The organism is Kribbella jiaozuonensis (assembly GCF_005233875.1).
GTDB classification, from domain to species: Bacteria; Actinomycetota; Actinomycetes; order Propionibacteriales; family Kribbellaceae; genus Kribbella; species Kribbella jiaozuonensis.
The window spans coordinates 381,042-398,347 of the sequence record NZ_SZPZ01000002.1 but is presented as its reverse complement, the minus strand read 5'-3'; the positions used below and the strand labels follow the sequence as shown (position 1 = coordinate 398,347).

At 68.0% G+C, this 17,306-nt stretch carries 15 protein-coding genes; 2 read left to right on the top strand and 13 right to left on the bottom strand.

Annotated features, from left to right (window positions below):
- Positions 1-54 precede the first annotated feature (54 nt).
- Both FDA38_RS13480 and FDA38_RS13475 read left to right on the top strand, forming a co-directional pair.
- The gene (locus tag FDA38_RS13480) at positions 55-2,271 is read left to right on the top strand and encodes a LamG-like jellyroll fold domain-containing protein (RefSeq protein ID WP_137254377.1); all 2,217 of its coding nucleotides are present in this window, start codon (positions 55-57) and stop codon (positions 2,269-2,271) included.
- 144 nt (positions 2,272-2,415) lie between these two features.
- The gene (locus FDA38_RS13475; RefSeq protein WP_137254376.1) at positions 2,416-3,945 is read left to right on the top strand and encodes a WD40 repeat domain-containing protein; all 1,530 of its coding nucleotides are present in this window, start codon (positions 2,416-2,418) and stop codon (positions 3,943-3,945) included.
- Here the strand turns inward: FDA38_RS13475 and FDA38_RS13470 are convergent.
- The 13 genes from FDA38_RS13470 to FDA38_RS13410 form a co-directional block, all read right to left on the bottom strand.
- Positions 3,942-5,213: an MATE family efflux transporter gene (locus FDA38_RS13470; protein ID WP_233714693.1), complete on the bottom strand. Its 1,272-nt coding sequence runs from the start codon at positions 5,211-5,213 to the stop codon at positions 3,942-3,944. The two genes, FDA38_RS13475 and FDA38_RS13470, sit on opposite strands and share 4 nt — an antisense overlap.
- A 9-nt stretch (positions 5,214-5,222) precedes the next feature.
- Positions 5,223-6,002, bottom strand: coding sequence for a WecB/TagA/CpsF family glycosyltransferase (locus tag FDA38_RS13465; RefSeq protein WP_233714692.1), 780 nt, complete (start codon positions 6,000-6,002; stop codon positions 5,223-5,225).
- Positions 6,003-6,005: 3 nt separating this feature from the next.
- Positions 6,006-6,989, bottom strand: coding sequence for a GDP-mannose 4,6-dehydratase (gene gmd / locus FDA38_RS13460; protein WP_137254375.1), 984 nt, complete (start codon positions 6,987-6,989; stop codon positions 6,006-6,008).
- Positions 6,986-7,906 (bottom strand): GDP-L-fucose synthase family protein, encoded by a 921-nt coding sequence (locus FDA38_RS13455; RefSeq protein ID WP_137254374.1) that lies wholly within the window; start codon positions 7,904-7,906, stop codon positions 6,986-6,988. Before FDA38_RS13455 ends, gmd begins: the two co-directional genes overlap by 4 nt.
- Positions 7,906-9,390, bottom strand: a complete 1,485-nt coding sequence (locus FDA38_RS13450; RefSeq protein WP_233714691.1) for a sugar transferase — start codon at positions 9,388-9,390, stop codon at positions 7,906-7,908. Before FDA38_RS13450 ends, FDA38_RS13455 begins: the two co-directional genes overlap by 1 nt.
- A gap of 274 nt (positions 9,391-9,664) precedes the next feature.
- Positions 9,665-10,558: a phytanoyl-CoA dioxygenase family protein gene (locus tag FDA38_RS13445; protein ID WP_137254373.1), complete on the bottom strand. Its 894-nt coding sequence runs from the start codon at positions 10,556-10,558 to the stop codon at positions 9,665-9,667.
- Between the two features lie 57 nt (positions 10,559-10,615).
- The gene (locus FDA38_RS13440; protein WP_137254372.1) at positions 10,616-11,566 is read right to left on the bottom strand and encodes an aminotransferase class IV; all 951 of its coding nucleotides are present in this window, start codon (positions 11,564-11,566) and stop codon (positions 10,616-10,618) included.
- A gap of 30 nt (positions 11,567-11,596) precedes the next feature.
- Positions 11,597-12,154: a dTDP-4-dehydrorhamnose 3,5-epimerase family protein gene (locus tag FDA38_RS13435; RefSeq protein WP_137254371.1), complete on the bottom strand. Its 558-nt coding sequence runs from the start codon at positions 12,152-12,154 to the stop codon at positions 11,597-11,599.
- The gene (locus FDA38_RS13430; RefSeq protein ID WP_137254370.1) at positions 12,151-13,419 is read right to left on the bottom strand and encodes a polysaccharide pyruvyl transferase family protein; all 1,269 of its coding nucleotides are present in this window, start codon (positions 13,417-13,419) and stop codon (positions 12,151-12,153) included. Before FDA38_RS13430 ends, FDA38_RS13435 begins: the two co-directional genes overlap by 4 nt.
- The gene (locus tag FDA38_RS13425; RefSeq protein WP_137254369.1) at positions 13,416-14,351 is read right to left on the bottom strand and encodes a glycosyltransferase family 2 protein; all 936 of its coding nucleotides are present in this window, start codon (positions 14,349-14,351) and stop codon (positions 13,416-13,418) included. Before FDA38_RS13425 ends, FDA38_RS13430 begins: the two co-directional genes overlap by 4 nt.
- Positions 14,348-15,271, bottom strand: a complete 924-nt coding sequence (locus FDA38_RS13420) for a glycosyltransferase family 2 protein (protein ID WP_137254368.1) — start codon at positions 15,269-15,271, stop codon at positions 14,348-14,350. The genes FDA38_RS13425 and FDA38_RS13420 overlap by 4 nt, the downstream gene beginning before the upstream one ends.
- Entirely contained in the window at positions 15,268-16,551 is a 1,284-nt protein-coding gene (locus tag FDA38_RS13415) for an MATE family efflux transporter (protein ID WP_202877673.1), read from the bottom strand. Before FDA38_RS13415 ends, FDA38_RS13420 begins: the two co-directional genes overlap by 4 nt.
- Positions 16,552-16,558: 7 nt before the next feature.
- Positions 16,559-17,293, bottom strand: a complete 735-nt coding sequence (locus tag FDA38_RS13410; protein WP_137254367.1) for a class I SAM-dependent methyltransferase — start codon at positions 17,291-17,293, stop codon at positions 16,559-16,561.
- Positions 17,294-17,306 lie beyond the last annotated feature (13 nt).

The following is a 17,306-nucleotide window of genomic DNA, read 5'->3' as shown; positions in this document are numbered from 1 at the left end:
TTCTCGGGGGAATCTGGGGTTTTCACTTTTATGTCCAAGGGGGGACATCGCAGCATGACGAAGAGACGACTGTTCACGCGGCTGGGGGTCGTGGGCACTCTGCTCGCCGGAGCGCTGGTGGTGGCGTTCGCGTCGCCCGCGCAGAGCATCGAGGCCTCGCTCTCGGCAACCAACAGCTCGAGCTGGCAGACCAACGCCAGCGTCCAGGGCATCGCCGTCGCCGCCGGGAAGGCGTACGCCGGAGGCCGTTTCACCAGCGTCCGCCCGCCGGGCGCCGCCGCCGGGACCGGCGAGGTCGGCCAGGCGTACCTGGCCGCGTTCGATGCCACCACCGGCGCACTCATCACCGCGTTCAACCCGGTGCTGAACGGGCAGGTCTACGCCGTCGCCGCCTCCGCGGACGGCTCGCGGATCTTCGTCGGGGGTGACTTCACCACCGTCAACGGCCAGACCCGGAACCGGATCGCCGCCTTCGACACCGCCACCGGCGCACTGGTCGCGAACTGGAAGCCGTCCGTGTCCTACCGGGTCAAGACCATCGCCGTCTCCGGCACGACGGTCTACTTCGGCGGCTCGTTCGGCCTGGTCAACAACCTGACCCGCAACCGGCTCGCCGCGGTCACCACCGACACCGGCACGCTGTTGCCGTGGGCGCCGAGCGTGAACGGCGACGTTTACGCCGTCGACGCTGCCGACGACGCCTCCAAGGTGTACGCCGGCGGCCAGTTCAGCACCGTCAACGGTACGAACCAGAACACCGTGACCAGCCTCGACCCGGTGAGCGGCGCAGTGCTGCCGTTCCCCGGCTCTTCCGCCGTACCGCCGCCGAACGGGTCCTGCACGACCCGGGTAAAGTCGATCGACGCGAGTGGCGACACGGTGTACTTCGGGAACGGTGGTGACGGCGGCGGGTGCTTCGACGGGACCTGGGCCGTCGACATCGCGACCAACACGCTCAAGTGGAAGAACCAGTGCCTCGGCGCGACCGAAGCGGTCAAGGTCGTCAACGGCTGGCTGTACAAGGGCTCGCACGCCCACGACTGCGCCAACCAGGGCGCCGGCGGCTTCCCGCAGGGCTTCGACTACCGGTTCCTGCTCAGCGAGAAGCTGACCGACGGGTCGCTCGGCCCGTGGTACCCGAACACCGACGCGGACCCGAACAGCGTGACCAACGTCGGTCCGCTGGCGTTCGCGACCGGCGGCAACGACCTGTGGGCCGGCGGCGACTTCTTGCACGTCAACGGGGTCGCGCAGCAGGGTCTGACCCACTTCACCAACGCGGTCCCGGGTGCGGCACCGGCCAAGCCGGCCAAGCTGCTGCCGTACTCCGTACAGCCGGGCGTCGTAGAGATCCACTTCCCGACCGTGGTCGACAACGACGACAGCACGCTGACCTACCGGCTGCTGAAGGGGTTCAGCAACACCACGATCGCGACCTGGACGGCGAAGTCCACGCCGTGGGACCGGCCGTGGCTGAGCTACACCGACACGTCGTCGGCGCCGGGTGAGTCCACCAACTACCGCGTCGAGGTCACCGACGGCAGTACGACGATCCGCGGCAACTACTCGGATCCGATCACGGTCGCCTCGACCGCATCGACGGCGTACGACCAGATCGTCAACGCTGACGGGCCGCAGGCGTACTGGCGACTCGGTGAAGCAGCCGGTACGACGACCTCGGTCGACGCCTCCGGGCAGAGCAACAACGGCACGTTCACCGGTGTGACGCTGGGCGGCGCGGGTGCGATCGCAGGCAACACGGCGATGACGACCAGCACGACCACCGGCCGGATGGTCGGCGAGAAGGGGTACAGCTTCCCGCAGCAGTTCACGGTCGAGGCCTGGGTGAAGCAGAGCGGTGTCGGCCGCGGCGGCCGGATCATCGGCTTCGGCAACGGGAAGACCCAGAGCAGCGCGATCAACGACCGGATGCTGTACATGCGGACCAACGGCTCGATCGTCTTCGGTGTGAACGACGGCGCGCAGCGCACCCTCACCAGCCCGTCCGGCAAGAACGACGGCCTGTGGCATCACGTGGTCGGCACGTTCGACAACGGGATGATGAAGCTGTACGTCGACGGCGTGCTCAGCGGCAGTTCGCTGGTGGGCCAGGCGTCGCTGTACTACGGCTGGTGGCGGGTCGGCTACGACCAGACGAGCTCGTGGTCCGGTGGCGGCGCGACGCAGACCGGGATGGGGATCGACGAGGCGGCGGTCTACCCGTACGCACTCACACCGGTACAGGTCCAAAACCACTACGCAGCAAAGTGAAAACCCTGCTTTCTGCAAGGTTTGGCACAAACCTATAACGCGGTTGGGAGGCCCGCTTCCGGTGGGCCTCCCACAGCGGTAATGTCCGCCGCTGGTGCGTGATGAGGCACGCGCTGTACGGCCCCCGCCTGTGTAAGGACATAAATGAAGAAGTTAGTGCTGGCCCTTGTCACCGCAGCGGCTGTCGTGGCCGCGGCGTTGATTCCCTCGGGACCGCCGGTGGAGGCGGCGACTCCGGGCTTCGCATCCGCCGTATCCGCCATCAAGCAGACGTCGTGGCAGACCAACAACAGCGTCAACGCGCTGGCTGTCTCCGGGAACACTGTGTTCGCCGGCGGTCTGTTCACCAGGCTCCGGCAGCCGGGCAAGGCCTCGGGCGCCGCGCCGGAGACCCAGCGCAGCTACGTCGCAGCGTTCAACCGCAGTACGGGGGCACCGACAGCGTTCGCACCGGTCCTGAACGGCCCGGTCTATGCCATCGCCACCAGCCCGGACGGCAAGTGGGTCGTGATCGGCGGCGACTTCACCACGGTGAACGGCATCCGCCGCAGCAAGATCGCGATGTTCTCGATCGCCACCGGCAAGCTGGTCTCGGCCTGGGACCCGGTCGTCGCGGCCCGCGTCAAGGCGCTGGCCATCTACGGCAACAGCGTGTTCATCGGCGGCGCTTTCGGCAAGATCGACGGTGCGGTGCGCAACCGGCTCGGCGCGGTCCGGCTGATCCAGGGCGACCTGCTGCCGTGGAACCCGAACGCCAACAACGACGTGTACGCGATCGACGTGGCCGACAACGGCACCCGGGTGTTCGTCGGCGGCCCGTTCAGCACGATCAACGGCAAGGACCACTACTCGCTGGCGATGCTGAACAACACCACCGGCGCGGCCTTCGCGTTCCCGGCCGCGGCGGCGATCCCGAAGCCGACCGCGACCTGCACCACGCGGGTCAAGGACATCGACACGCTCGGCGACAAGGTGTTCGTCTCGAACGGCGGTGACGGCGGCGGCTGCTACGACGGCGTACTGGCCGCGCAGGTCTCGACCGGCAAGCTGCTCTGGCAGAACAAGTGCCTGGGCGCGACCGAGGCGATCAAGGCGATCGGCAACTGGGTCTATAAGGGCTCGCACGCGCACGACTGCTCGTCCTCGCCCAACGGCTTCGCCAACGGCAGCGGGACGCACTACCTGCTGGTCGAGAGCGCGATCAACGGCAACCTCGGCCCGTGGTTCCCGAACACCGACGCGAACCTGAAGAGCACCACGAAGGTCGGTCCGCTGGCGATGGCCGGCGGCGACACCGACCTGTGGATCGGCGGCGACTTCCTGCACGTGAACGGCCAACTCCAGGTCGGCATCGCCCGGTTCACGAACGCGGCCGGCGGTGCGGCTCCCGGCGTACCGAAGGCGCCGACGCTGAGCGCGACGACGTCCGGGCGGGTGTACGTGACGTACTCCGACACCTACGACCTGGACAACCTGACGCTGACCTACAACGTGTTCCGCGGGTCGCTGAACGTCGGGTCGACCGCCTACACGTCGTACTTCTGGCAGCCGCGGAAGTCCTACCAGGTGGTGGATCGCGGTCTGAAGCGCGGGTCGACGTACGCGTACCACATCGAGGTGCACGACGGGCGCAACATCATGAAGGGCGCCACTGCGAGCGTGAAGATTCCCTAGCTTGCAGCAGCGGCGCGGCGATGGGCGGCGATGGCCCGGTGCGCCTCGTTCCACCACAGCAGCAACGTGGTGAACGAGGCCCCGGCCAGCCCCCACGCCGCGCCCTTCGGGCCCCACAGGAAGGCCCCGCCGATACCGCAGGTGATCAGGATGACCGACGAGATCAGGCGGACGCGCAGGCCGCGAGTGGCCGCGGTGAGGGCCCGCATGATCGCGAAGGCGCCGGCGTTCGAGGCGCCGAGTGCCTGCAGCAGGATGACCGGGACCAGGACGCTGTGAGCCTGCGTCCACACGCCCGGACCGAGCAGTTCACGGCCGACGACGGCCGGTAGCAACAGGAAGATACCGCCCCAGGCGAGTGCGCCGGCTCCGACGCCGAACGAGATGGCCAGGCCGACGAGCCACAGCCGGCGGTACGAGTGCTTCAAAGCACGAGCCGCTTCGGGGACGGAGATCATCCGGATGCCCTGGTTCAGTACGTTGACCGGGCCGAGCAGTACCTGGGCGCCGCGGATGCCCGCAGTGGCCACCAGGCCGGCGGCGGCGGTGATGCCGAGCATGTAGACCTGGATCGTGCCCGACACCGCGAGCATCTCCCCGACGTACTTCGGGCTCAGGTCCCAGTTCCGCTTCACCCATTCGCGAATCAGTTGTCTGCGTGGCGCAACACCGGCCTGGAAGCGACCCGCGATCGCGGCGATGACGGCACCGAGCCCCCAGCCGAACGTGAGGCTGAACGCGGACGTCGTACCGGTCAGGTAGAGGCCGCCGAAGATCGCGAGCATGGCAAGCAACCAGATCAGGTCGTTGACGAACGCCTTCCTGCCTTCCCCGACGACGAAGAACGCCCAGCGCCACGCGTCTTGCAGCAGCAGCCCTGGCATCGTCACCGCGAACGCGATCAGCACACCCCTGGACGGAACGCCCGGGAATGCCGCGATCGCCAACGCGACGAGCATCGCCAGAAACCCTGTGAGCAGTGCGGTTGCCGTGCTGGCCCGGACCGCTCGTTGCCAGTCGGGGGTTCGCGAACCGGAGTGCCGTACGGCGAGGGGCTCGGTGGCGACCGCCCGGGACACGTTGAGCGCGATCGTGTAACCGCCGAACGCGAGTGCGTAGACACCGAAGTCGGCGACCGTGCTCGACCGCGCGACGACGACCCCGACCGCCAGGTTGCTGAGGCTCGACAGCGCCTGATCGGCCAAACCCCAACTGGCGCGACCGGCCGGCCCGGCCAGCCGACGCAACTTCGGCCGCCGGAACTTCACCGGCTCACTCTAGAGCGGACGTGGCGGATGACGGAGGATGCCCAGGAGGAAACGCGGGATGCCCAGTACGTAGCGCTTCCAGAGCCGGCGAGGCTCCTTGTACAGCCGGTAGCTCCACTCCAGCCCGGCGCGCTGCATCCACAGCGGGGCGCGGTCCAGCCGGCCGGTGTGGAAGTCGAACGCGGCCCCGACGCCGATCAGGATCGACGCGTTCAGGCGGTCGCGGTGATCGGCCATCCAGCGCTCCTGCTTCGGTGCGCCGAGCCCAACCCAGATGATGTCCGGGCGCGCCTCGTTCATCCGTGCGACCGCGGCCGCGTCCTCAGCCTCGGTCAACGGCCGGTACGGCGGGCACTCGGTGCCGACAACCTTCAACGCCGGATGACGCTCCTGGAAGACCTGCCGCAACTCCTCGGCCACACCCTCGGCGCCGCCGTAGAAGTACTGCGTCCAGCCGCGCTCGGCTGCCTCCGCCATCACCCGCTCGAGCAGATCCGGACCGGCGACCCGGTCCATCTGCTCGAACCCGGCCTTGTGGCCCGCCCAGACCAGCGGCATGCCGTCCGGAACCGTCAGCCCGGCGGTGTTGTAGACCTCGGTGAGCCGCTTGTCGGCGCGCGCGTGCAGCAGCGCGTTCATGTCGGTGACGCAGACCAGCTCGCGCGCGTCGTGGTCGATCCAGCGGGCGAGCGTCTCGACGGTGTGGTCCGGATTGGTGATGCTGACATGGATGCCCAGGACATCGACCCGGTCGGCTGTGGTGGTTGCCGCGGTCTGCATATCGGTCATCAGTCAGTCCTCCGGGGTCATTGCGGCGAGATCCGCGTCGACCATGATCTGAACCAGCTCCGGCACGTGCACCTGGGCCTTCCAGCCCAGCTCGGTCATGGCTTTGGACGCGTCCCCGATCAGCGAGTCGACCTCGGTCGGGCGGACGTACCGCGCGTCGTAGTCGACATACTGCTCCCAGTCGAGCCCGACATGGTCGAAGGCGCGCGAGACGAAATCCTTGACCGAGTACGACGTACCGGTCGCGATCACGTAGTCGGCCGGGGTGTCGTGCTGCAGCATCCGCCACATGCCCTCGACGTACTCCGGGGCGTAGCCCCAGTCCCGGCAGGCGTCGAGATTGCCCAGGTACAGGCGATCCTGCTGACCCAGCTTGATCGCGGCGACCGCCCGGGTGATCTTCCGCGTCACGAACGTCTCACCGCGCCGCGGCGACTCGTGGTTGAACAGGATCCCGTTCACCGCGAACATGTCGTACGCCTCGCGGTAGTTCCGGGTCATCCAGTAGCCGTAGAGCTTCGCCGCGCCGTACGGCGAGCGCGGGTAGAACGGGGTGTCCTCGTTCTGCGGCGGGGGTGTCGCGCCGAACATCTCCGAGCTCGAGGCCTGGTAGAACCGGCAGTCCAGCCCGATCATCCGGATCGCCTCGAGCAGCCGCGTCGTCCCCATCCCGGTGGTGTCACCCGTGTACTCCGGCTCGTCGAAGCTCACCCGCACATGGGACTGCGCGGCCAGGTGATAGACCTCCGACGGCTGGATCGACGCGAGCAGCGTGACGAGTCGCGAGCCGTCGGTCAGGTCGCCGTAGTGCAGGAACAGCCGCTTGTCCTTCGCGTGCGGATCCTCGTACAGGTGGTCGATCCGCTTGGTATTGAACGTCGATGCCCGCCGGATCAGGCCGTGCACCTCGTAGCCCTTGGCAAGCAGCAGCTCGGCCAGGTACGAGCCGTCCTGGCCGGTGATGCCGGTAACGAAGGCCTTCTTCATGAATGGTTCTCCACATACCAGCGGTAGGTGGCGGCCACACCGTCTTCGAGGTCGATGGACGGCTTCCAGCCCAGCGCCAGCAGCTTGCTCACGTCGAGCAGCTTGCGCGGGGTGCCGTCCGGCTTGGACAGATCGTTGCTCAAGGCACCGGTGTAGCCGACGACGCGGGCGACCAGCTCGGCCAGCTCGCGGATCGACACGTCCGTGCCGACGCCGACGTTGATCGGCTCGGGCGCGTCGTACTGCTCGAGCAAGTGCAGGCACGCGTCGGCCAGATCGTCCACGTGCAGGAACTCGCGCCGCGGCGTACCGCTCCCCCACAACACGACCTCGGGAGCATCGGTCTCACGCGCCCCGTGGAAGCGGCGGATCAACGCCGGCAGCACATGCGACGACACCGGATCGAAGTTGTCGTTAGGACCGTACAGGTTGGTCGGCATCGCCGAGATCCAGCGCAGACCGTACTGCCGGCGGACCGCCTGGACCTGCATGATCCCGGCGATCTTCGCGATCGCGTACGCGTCGTTGGTCGGCTCGAGCTCACCGGTCAGCAGGCTCGACTCGCGGATCGGCTGCTCGGCGTACTTCGGGTAGATGCACGACGACCCGAGGAACAACAGCCGCGGCGTGCGGACGTCGAGCGCCGCGTCCATCAGGTTGACCTGGATCCGCAGGTTGTCGCTGAGGAACTCGGTCGGGTGATCCCGGTTCGCCAGGATCCCGCCGACCCGCGCCGCGGCATCGATGACCACGGCCGGCCGGTGCTCGCGCAGGAACGCGAAGGTGGCGTCACGGTCCCGCAGGTCCAGCTCCGAGGACGACGCGCCGATCAGGTTCGTGTGACCGGCGGCCTCGAGCCGTCGCCAGATCGCGGAACCTACCAGCCCGCGATGACCCGCTACATAAACCGAATCCATCAGTACGCTCCCGCGCCGTAGGCCACCGCGCGCACGGTCTTCCAGAGGATCAGCAGATCCAGGGTCATCGACCAGTTGTCGACGTACCGCAGGTCGAGGCGGACCGACTCGTCCCAGGACAGGTCGCTGCGGCCGCTGACCTGCCACAGACCTGTCATGCCGGGCTTCACCAGCATCCGCCGCGAGTCGTCGGCGGCGTACAGGGCGACCTCTTCGGCCAGCGGCGGCCGCGGACCGACCAGCGACATGTCACCGCGCAGCACGTTGAACAGCTGCGGCAGCTCGTCGAGCGAGAACCGGCGGATCCACCGGCCGAGCGGCGTCATCCGCGGGTCGTCGCGCATCTTGAAGATCACGCCGTTGCCGTCGCTCAACGCGTACAGATCACCGAGCCGCTGCTCGGCGTCGGAGTACATGCTGCGGAACTTCAGCATGGTGAACTCGTCGCCCCCGCGGCCGATCCGCTGCTGCCGGAACAGCACCGGACCCGGGCTGGACACCTTGACCGCGAGCGCGAGACCGATCAGCAACGGCGACAGTACGGCGATGAAGCCGAGGGCAACGGTCCGGTCGAAGACGGCCTTCATCAGGTGGGGCCCGCCGCTGACGGACGGCCGCTCCAGGTGCAGCAGCGACAGACCAGCGACCGGTCGGACCGAGATCCGCGGACCGGCCACCTCGATGATGCCCGGCGAGACGATCAGCTCGATGCCGCGCTGTTCCAGTGCCCACGACAGACGCCGTAGCGACTGGCCGACGAGCTCGGGATCGGTCGAGATGGCAACCACATCCACTGCGTGCCGATCGGCGGCGGCCAGGATGTCCGGCTCGGCCAGCTCGTCGGGTTGCAGGTGTCCGTGACCGTCGCCACGCGGCCGGCAGGTCGCCACCACGCGGAAGCCGTCGGTCGGACGCTTCTCCAGGTGCTCACAAAGTGTCGCGGCCGGGCCACTTCGCCCGACCACGAGAACCCTGTGCATGCAGCGACCTCTGACCCGGTGCCGGTGCAGGTCCTTCCGCAACGCGTACCGCAGCAGCAGAGCGGAGACCACCATCACCGGAATCGCCAGCACCACGAAGCCGCGGGCGATCTCGGTCTTCGTCACGTACGACGTCATGGCGACCGCGGCGGTGAGTCCGACACCGGAACGCATCAGCGACCGGAACTCGTCAGGCCCGGCGCCGAAGTACCGCGGGTCGTAGCCCTTCGACAACGCGACCACACCGACCCAGGCCGGCGGCAGCAGACTGCTCACGACGAGATAGCTGGGACCGACGTGGTACCCGAATCTGGTCAGCAGGGCGATCGAGACGCCGAGCATCGCGGCCAGCAGGTCACCGCCGACAGCGGCCCAGCGGTAGACGCCGACCCAGCGCGGCTCGGTCGAACGCGAGGGCAGCGGGACGATCGCCGGGACCTCATGCGGCACAACCCAGAGCGGTCCGTGCCCGTCCATACGGCCGGGCGCCTCAGCTCCGCTCACACCAGTCCTTCGGTCTCACGTTGCGGCCACTCGGACACGCTCCGTGCCCAGGGCTTCCCGCAGCTAGCCGTCCCCAGAATTCACCCGCGCGTCGGCGACGAGTCACCGAAGATTACTACGCACCACGGGCCTCGGCGACCACCAGGCCGCCTTCCTTGTGGAGAACTTGCATTGTGAGCCGGGAACCAGTTGCTTCATCACGAAATGATCAAGAAAACAAGGCAGTTCCGGCCGGCGTCGCGGGCGACGCCGGCCGGAGAATCTTGACGACTGGTCAGACAGTCGCGTGACTCGGTGTGTCGTACTCCGCGACCACTTCGGCCGGGATGTGCTCGAGGTCGCTGACCCGCAGGTAGTCGCCCATCGTCGTACCCGTGCACTTGGAGTCGATGTTCGGCGCCATCCGGCCCTCGACCGCGTCGCCGAGGTGCACAGTTCGCAGGTCGATGCTGAACCGGGTCCGGCCCGAGGTGTTCGGCACGCTGGAGTGCAGCTGCGCACCGGAGAACAGAATGATCCCGCCCGGCTTGCAGATCGGCCGGATCTGCGGCACCAGCTCGACCTCTTCCTCCGGCACCGGCTGCACGCGGGTGTCGGTGCCGATCTGGGTCGCGGCGATCTTCCGGCTGGTCGCGTTCCACTCCGCGTAGTTGTAGACCCGGGAGCTGTTCTTCACCGGGGTCTGCCAGTACCGCGGGTGGAACGCCAGCCCGTTGTCGTCGCCGATCGCGAAGATCGGCAGCCACCAGTTGAGCTGCGTGTACGGCGCGGAGTACCAGGTGTCGCGGTGCGGGTGGAACGCGAACGCGATCCCCGTGGTCAGGTAGTCGTCCGACGTCGAACTGCGCATCCGCGGTACGTCGAAGTACACCTGCTCGGGGTCGCACCCGAAGTCGACCAGCATCTCCTGGATCAGCCGCTTCGACTCCGGGTGGTGGATGAACCGCGGCTTCAGCTCGGCGAGCAGGGCCGCGTAGTCCTCGACGGCCATGTCGAACTGGGCCGTCTCCGGGTCCAGCGGGTGGAAGGCCTCCCGGGCCATCTCCGCCGCGAACTCGGTCAGCGCCAGCGTCGACGGACGCGGTGAGTAGACGAACAGGTCGCCGTCGTACAGCTTCTGTCTACGCTCGTCGTCAGTGAACTCGGCGTCGACGTAAATGGAATGCATGGGAGTTCCCCCTCCTTGTTCGTACTGCGCTATCCCCCGGTCCGGCTGGTTTCGTACTCAGCCGGCCAGTGCTTCACGTGACGCGTCGACCAACGGCACCAGGTCGACGTCGGGCAGGACCAGATCGCCACGCATGAGTTCCAGGTAACGTTGCCGGACCTGTGCCAGCAGCCCCGACTGTTCGTACTCGACACCGTCGAGCTCCGCGACCAGCGTGAGCTCCGAGATGGTGCCGGCCAGACCGCACTCGTCGGCCGCGAGCAGCTCGGTCCGCTCGATCGGCCGCCGCTCGAACGTCAGGCCGAGGTCCTTCGCGACCGATTCGAGGATGTCGACCGTGATGCTGTCCAGGCAGGACTCGCTGGTCGGCGGCGTGACGATCCGTCCGCGCTGGGCGATCAGGACGCACGCACCGGTCGCCTCCGCGACCCGGCCGGCGTCGTTCAGCATGATCGCGTCGTCGTACCCGAGCCGGCGTACTTCGATCCGGGCCATCCGCGCGCCGACGTAGTTCGCGCTGCTCTTCACCCGCGTCGGCAGCACGAGGTCGGAGGCCCGGCGCCAGCTCGTCACACCGAGCCGCATCGGGTCCGGGTCGAGTTTGCGCTGGCTGAAGGCGGTCACGACCAGGTCGGCCTCGGTCGCCTCACCCCAGTGCCCGTGGGTCACGTACATGGTCGGCCGGAACCACAGGTCCTTGTCCGGCACGAGCAACTCACTCGCCAGCTTCGACAGTCCGGCGAGGAACTCCTCGTAGCTGAAGCGGACCGGGATGTGGAACAGCGACGCGCTCCGGCAGAGCCGGTCGTAGTGACGGCGCGGGGTCCGGATCGAGAAGACCTCGCCGGCGGAGTCCCAATAGCCCTTCACGCCCTCGAAGACGCTCAACGCGCGGGTCAGTGCCTCGGCACCGATGTGGATCTTGACGTCGGTGTACGGCACGAGCTCGCCGTTGACGAGCGCCCACGGCGGCGTCTGGAGCTGCGATATCGATGCGGTGTGAGCCATGAGGGCCCCCTTCCGGATGGTGGTGCTCGGTCAGCGAGCGCTTGGAGCGCCCGCGGTGAGGTCGGCAAGAGAAACGGCGCGCTGGTCGCGGGCCGACATGACGGTGACCGGCAGCGGCCACGGGATGGCGAGATCGGGGTCGTCGTACGCGATCACGACGTCCTCGGAGGGATCGTGCGGCCGGTCGATCCGGTACGCGATGTCCGCGGGCTCGGTGAGCGCCTGGAAGCCGTGCCCGCAACCGGCCGGGATGTACACCGAGGCCTGGGTGTCGCCCGACAGCGTGAAATGCGCCTGCTGCAGGTACGTCGGTGAGTCCGGCCGGAGGTCGACGACGACGTCGAACACCTCGCCCGCGGAACAACGCACCAGCTTCGCCTCACCCTGTCCGGAGCGCAGATGCATCCCGCGCAGCACGCCCTTACGGGAGCGGGACAGGCTGTCCTGCGCGAACCCGTCCGGGTCGATCCCCACCGACCGGGCGATCTCGGCGTCGAACGTGCGACTGAAGAAGCCGCGCTCGTCGACGTGCGGTGTGGGCTCGAACAGATAGACCCCGGCGATCTCGGGTACCTGAGTCACCTTCATGAGCGTCCCTCCAAGGTGTCCGCAGGCTTCGGGAAGACCTTCGACGACAGGACGTCGTACTGGTCCTCGAGCCGGCTGCGGTTGACGGCGTTCCGCTCGTCCATGGCCGGTCCGACCACGTCGCGGCGGGACTCGAGCGCGGTGTACTGGCTGATCAGCCGGTCCACATCCAGCGAGCGGATGTTCTGGCAGAACTCGGCAAGACCCATGTCGGCCATCAGTACGTCGTTCTTCGCGGCGTACCCGATCGAGACGGTCGGCTTCGACAGCATCAGTGCGCACACGACGTTGTGGAACCGGGTCGCGACGACGGTGTCGAGCGCCGCCATCTGCTCCATCAGGTCGTCCAGCGACTTCGGCGGGTCCTCCACGACCCAGGACGGATCGAGCTCGGGCCGCTTCTCGCGTACGTCGGCGAGGATCGCGGCCGAGACCAGCTCGTCCTCGTGGTCGCCGGTCAGCAGCCGGACTCGGTGCCCGTGGTCCACGAGCCAATGGACGAAGCGAGTCATCTTCGCGACGTACTCGTCGAAGACCTCTTCGGCGCGGTCGCGGTCGTCGTCCGTACCGCGGTAGGTCATCACGCCGACGCCGACCGTCGTCGGTTCTCCCGCCGGCGTGGCGGAGCGGACCGCCGGGATCGGCAGCGAGAAGGCGAGGTCCGGGTAGACCGGGTCGTCCACGTTGCCCAGGCCGGTCGTGCGCATCGCGTCCTTCGACAGCTGGTCGCGGTACGAGCGGTAGTAGGCCAGACGGGCGGCCAAGGTGAAGACGCGGCGGGTCATCCGTCGTCCGGAGGTGTTGGCGCCGACGCTGACCAGCGCGACCTTCGTACCGACCAGGCGACCGGAGGCGGTCAGGAGCAGCAGCGAGTACGGGAAGCCCCACCAGCGCAGCGGCAGGCCGCCCTCGAGCACGCCCATACCCGGCACGACCACCACGTCGTGGCGCCGTACCCAGGAGGCGGTCCAGAAGAAGTCGACGAGCTTCCCGATCCCCTTGAGCGCGACCAGCCGCGGACTGCTCGCGGTGTTGTACTCGTCGCGGTTCCAGTTCATCCGGGTGGCCGGCAGGCCGTAGCGCTCCTCGACCACCTCGGGACCGGAGCAGAGGAAGTCGATCTCCGCGTCCGGGTACGACTTGGCCAGGTAGGCGAGGAACGCCTCCAGCGACCCGTCGTTGCCGAGGTTCCCGTGGCCGAGCAGGCCGAAGAACCCGATCCGCGGGCCGCCCTTGGGCGGTGTGCTGAAACTGTCGTCGCTCATCCGAGTCGTCCGCTCTGGCCTGCTACCACCATGGATACCGATACCACTTCGCTGACCTGCTCGACCGGCGTGTCCTGCCGCCGCATCGACGGCGGCACCACCCGGCTCGTCATCCAGCGCGTCAGTTGCCAGAGGCAACGTGCTCGCTGGCCGGCGGTCAGCGGCGCGCGGAACACCATCCGGACGTAACCCAGCGGGTACTCCACGAGCAGCCGGACAGTCGAGTGCTTCCGGCGGCGCGGGTCGAGGTTGCCGCACCAGGAACGGACCGTGCGGTTCGACCGCAGCGCGCTGTCCGGGTGGTCCCGGCGGAAGAACAACGACGCCGGCACGTGGATGAACCGGCCGTGCAGCGCGATGTCGGCCACGATCGTCCGGTCGGCGTGGTAGAAGCTTTCGTTCAGCGCGGTCTTCCGCAGTACGTCGGCCCGGACGACGCCGTAGTCGTCGTCGCCGCCGACGTCGAACAGCAGGCTACGGAACCGCTCGACCGGATCCGGCGAGTCGGTGGTCAACGGGTAGCCGACCTTCGCGACGATGTCGCCGGCCTCGTCGATGATCGCGCTCCACGAGTGGCACAGCACCGCGTCCGGGGTCTCGTCGAGCGCCGCGATGCAGCGCTCCAGCAGGTCCCGCGCGTACAGGTCGTCGTACGACGCCCACTTGAAGAGCTCGCCGCGGGATTCGGTGAAGACGACGTTGTGGTTGGGCGACGCGCCGACGTTGACCGGCTGGCGGATGTAGCGGATGCGCGGGTCGCGAGCCATGTACTCGCGGCAGATCCGTTCCGTGCCGTCGGTCGAGGCGTTGTCGGAGATGACCAGCTCGAAGTCGGCGTACGTCTGCCCGAGCAGCGCGTCGAGGGCCTCGGCGAGGTACTTCTCGCCGTTGTAGACGGGCAGGCCGATGCTCAGCCGCGGTACTGCGTTCATCTTCTCCTCATCTCTGCAAGAGGCTGCTGATGCCCACGCGGCACCGTGTCTTCGATGCGGGCGGACGATCGGTGAACTGCCCGGCTCGCCACCCAGCGCAGCAGCTGCGCGTAGCAGCCACGGCGTTCGGCCGACGACAGCGGCGCCCGCCGGATCGCGCCGACGAAGCCGCCGATGTACTCCGCGAGCAACCGCGCGGTCGGGTTGCTCAGCCGGTGCGCGCGCCGCGGCTCCATGTTGGCGGCGCGGCTACGGATCGTCGGCTTCGCCCGCTCGGCGCGGTCCGCGTGGTCACGCCGGAAGAACAGCACCTCGGGCACCTGGTAGAACCGTCCGGCCAGCGCGAGCTCGGCCATCAACGTGCGGTCGGCGTGGTGGTAGCTCCCGTGCAGCGGCGTACGGCGGAGCGTGTCCGAGCGCATCACGCCGTAGAAGTCGTCGCCGCCGACCGCGAACAGCATGCTCCTGAACCGCTCGACCGGGTCGGGAGAATCGGTCGCCAACGGATAGTCGACTGTTAGCAGGACCTCGCCGTCCCCGTCGATGATCGCTTCCCAGGCGTGGGCGAGGACGAGCTCGTGATCGCCGTCGAGCGCCTGGATGCAGCGCTCCAGCAGTTTCGGCCCGTACAGGTCGTCGTACGACGCCCACTTGAACAGCTCGGTGTGCGACTGCTCGAAGACGAAGTTGTGGTTCGGTGTCGCGCCGATGTTGACCGGCTGACGGATGTAGCGGATGCGCGGGTCGCGAGCCAGGTACTCTCGGCAGATCCGCTCCGTGCCGTCGGTCGAGGCGTTGTCGGAGATGACCAGCTCGAACTCGTCGTACGTCTGCCCGAGCAGTGCATCCAGCGACTGGGCCAGGTACTTCTCCCCGTTGTAGACCGGGAGGCCGACGGTCAGCCGCGGTACGGCGGTCATGTGCTTCTCACTTCAGGAACCTCAGGAACCTCAGCCTCGTCGGAGTCCACCGCCGACTCGAGCTGCTTGCGCTCCCGGACACCGATCCGCAGCGTGTACCACCAGACGAACGCCGCCGCGAACGTCGCGCACGCAGCGCCCCAGGCCGAACCGCGCGCACCGTCGAGTGCACCACCGAGTACGCCGCCGACGAGGTAGAACGCCGACGCACACAGCTGGGCCTTGAGACTGCGACGAGCGATCCCGAGCGCCCGCAGACCGGCCGCGGCTCCCGTGTTGAAGCCCGCGCACGCCACCGACAAAGTTGCCGGCAGCACCAATGCCGACGCGGTCAGCCAGACCTCGCCGAGCAGCGCGTGTCCCCACGCGTCCGGCAACGCGAACAGCAGTAGCAGACCCCAGGCCAGCGCAGCCATCGCCTGCGCACCACCGAGCGCCAGACAGAAGATCGGCAGCGCGCGGACAGACCGGCGCAGTACTCGCGCAGCCTCTGGTACAGCGACCAGCCCGATGCCCGAAAGCACGATGAAGAACGGTCCGAGCAGCATCTCCGCGCCACGCACCGTACCGACCGCCGCGACGCCGGCGAACGCACCCAGTCCGTAGATCCGGAGCTGATAGGCGCCGCTCAGCGTGAGGTTCTCGGTCAGGTACCGAAGGCTCAGGTCCTTGTGCTCGGACAACCAGCGGCGCGCCAGGGCCGGCCGCGGCAGGACGCCCGCCTGCAGCCCGCTCACGAGCGCGGCGAAGATGCCGGCGCCACCCCAGGCCAGCACGAACCTGATCACGCTGGCGTTCTGTGATGCCAGGTACAGCAGCGGCACCAGACCGAGCGCCCAGGTGATGTCGCTGACGAAGGCCTTACCGCCCTGTCCCGAGGCGAAGAAGGCGAACCGCCAGCTGTCCTGCAGCATCAGGCCCGGCAACACGATGCCCAGGGCAATGAATGCCTTCCCCGCGTGCCCGCCGAGCAACAGCCCGACGAGAGCGCAGATCACTCCGGCGCCGAGACCGACGACGATCGCCATCCCGGACGACTTCGCGACCGCGGTCCGCCACACCGGCCGCTCCAGGCCGCTGAACCGGACCGCCAGCGGGTCGGTCGCCAGACCGCGGGAGATGTTCAGGACCACGCCGTACGTGACCCAGGCCAGGCTGAACGCGCCGAACTCCAGCGCGCCCAGCTGCCGGGCCACGACAACGCCCACCAGGAAGCTGACCAGACTGGTCACAGCCTGGTCGGCAAGACCCCAGGTGAGGCGGCGCAGGACAGATTTCATCGTTGGCTCACACAGCGCTTCGCTGGACGGCCGGCAGGTCCTGGAGGCGCCACAGGCCGAGCCGGTTCGGGTCAACCTCGCCACCGTCCGGGAAGGACTCGAGCGGTGCCGGGAAGTTGAAGGGCGGGAGCGACATGTTCAGCTGCCGCCAGTTGCGGCCGGTGAACTGGTTGTGGTTCCGCTCGACGTTGTCGTAGGTGTTGATCACGAGCCACTCCGCACCGGTGGAGCGGAGGTTCTCCAGGATGTCGGCCGCGTCCTGGAACGAGACATGCACGAGGCAGTCCCGGCACAGGACCAGGTCGACCTGCGGCAGCGTGTCCCGGGTCAGGTCGCGGACCTCGAAGTCGCGCTGCTCGTCGCCGTACTCCTGCTGGTTCTTCTCGATCACGCTCGCCACGATGTCGACGCCGTGGTACTTCGCCACCGGAAGCTCGATGTGACGCATCCAGTTCAGGTCGCCGCACGGGGCGTCGAGCATCGTCTTCACACCGAGCCGGGTCAGGATCTCGGGTAGACGTTCGCGGATGTCGACGGTGGCCCGGAGCTCGGACCCGGTACCGGATCCCGACTCCGTGCTGTCCCAGCCGGACGTCTCGTAGACCTGGGTGAACAGCGCCTCTCGCGAGGTCACCCGCCACCGCAGGCGGTGCACAGCTGTCAAGCGGGCCAACGGCCCGCGGAGTACGCGCTTGAACATATCCAGCCCGGAACTGCGTAGGCTGCTCACAACGGATGTCATTCCGTTCCTTCTT

Excerpts from the sequence above, each read along its gene's own strand:
- FDA38_RS13480 (WP_137254377.1), top strand. The coding sequence starts at position 55 with ATGACGAAGAGACGACTGTTCACGCGGCTGGGGGTCGTGGGCACTCTG.
- FDA38_RS13475 (WP_137254376.1), top strand. The coding sequence starts at position 2,416 with ATGAAGAAGTTAGTGCTGGCCCTTGTCACCGCAGCGGCTGTCGTGGCC.
- FDA38_RS13465 (WP_233714692.1), bottom strand. The coding sequence starts at position 6,002 with ATGACCGATATGCAGACCGCGGCAACCACCACAGCCGACCGGGTCGAT.
- gmd (WP_137254375.1), bottom strand. The coding sequence starts at position 6,989 with ATGAAGAAGGCCTTCGTTACCGGCATCACCGGCCAGGACGGCTCGTAC.
- FDA38_RS13455 (WP_137254374.1), bottom strand. The coding sequence starts at position 7,906 with ATGGATTCGGTTTATGTAGCGGGTCATCGCGGGCTGGTAGGTTCCGCG.
- FDA38_RS13445 (WP_137254373.1), bottom strand. The coding sequence starts at position 10,558 with ATGCATTCCATTTACGTCGACGCCGAGTTCACTGACGACGAGCGTAGA.
- FDA38_RS13440 (WP_137254372.1), bottom strand. The coding sequence starts at position 11,566 with ATGGCTCACACCGCATCGATATCGCAGCTCCAGACGCCGCCGTGGGCG.
- FDA38_RS13435 (WP_137254371.1), bottom strand. The coding sequence starts at position 12,154 with ATGAAGGTGACTCAGGTACCCGAGATCGCCGGGGTCTATCTGTTCGAG.
- FDA38_RS13430 (WP_137254370.1), bottom strand. The coding sequence starts at position 13,419 with ATGAGCGACGACAGTTTCAGCACACCGCCCAAGGGCGGCCCGCGGATC.
- FDA38_RS13425 (WP_137254369.1), bottom strand. The coding sequence starts at position 14,351 with ATGAACGCAGTACCGCGGCTGAGCATCGGCCTGCCCGTCTACAACGGC.
- FDA38_RS13420 (WP_137254368.1), bottom strand. The coding sequence starts at position 15,271 with ATGACCGCCGTACCGCGGCTGACCGTCGGCCTCCCGGTCTACAACGGG.
- FDA38_RS13415 (WP_202877673.1), bottom strand. The coding sequence starts at position 16,551 with ATGAAATCTGTCCTGCGCCGCCTCACCTGGGGTCTTGCCGACCAGGCT.
- FDA38_RS13410 (WP_137254367.1), bottom strand. The coding sequence starts at position 17,293 with ATGACATCCGTTGTGAGCAGCCTACGCAGTTCCGGGCTGGATATGTTC.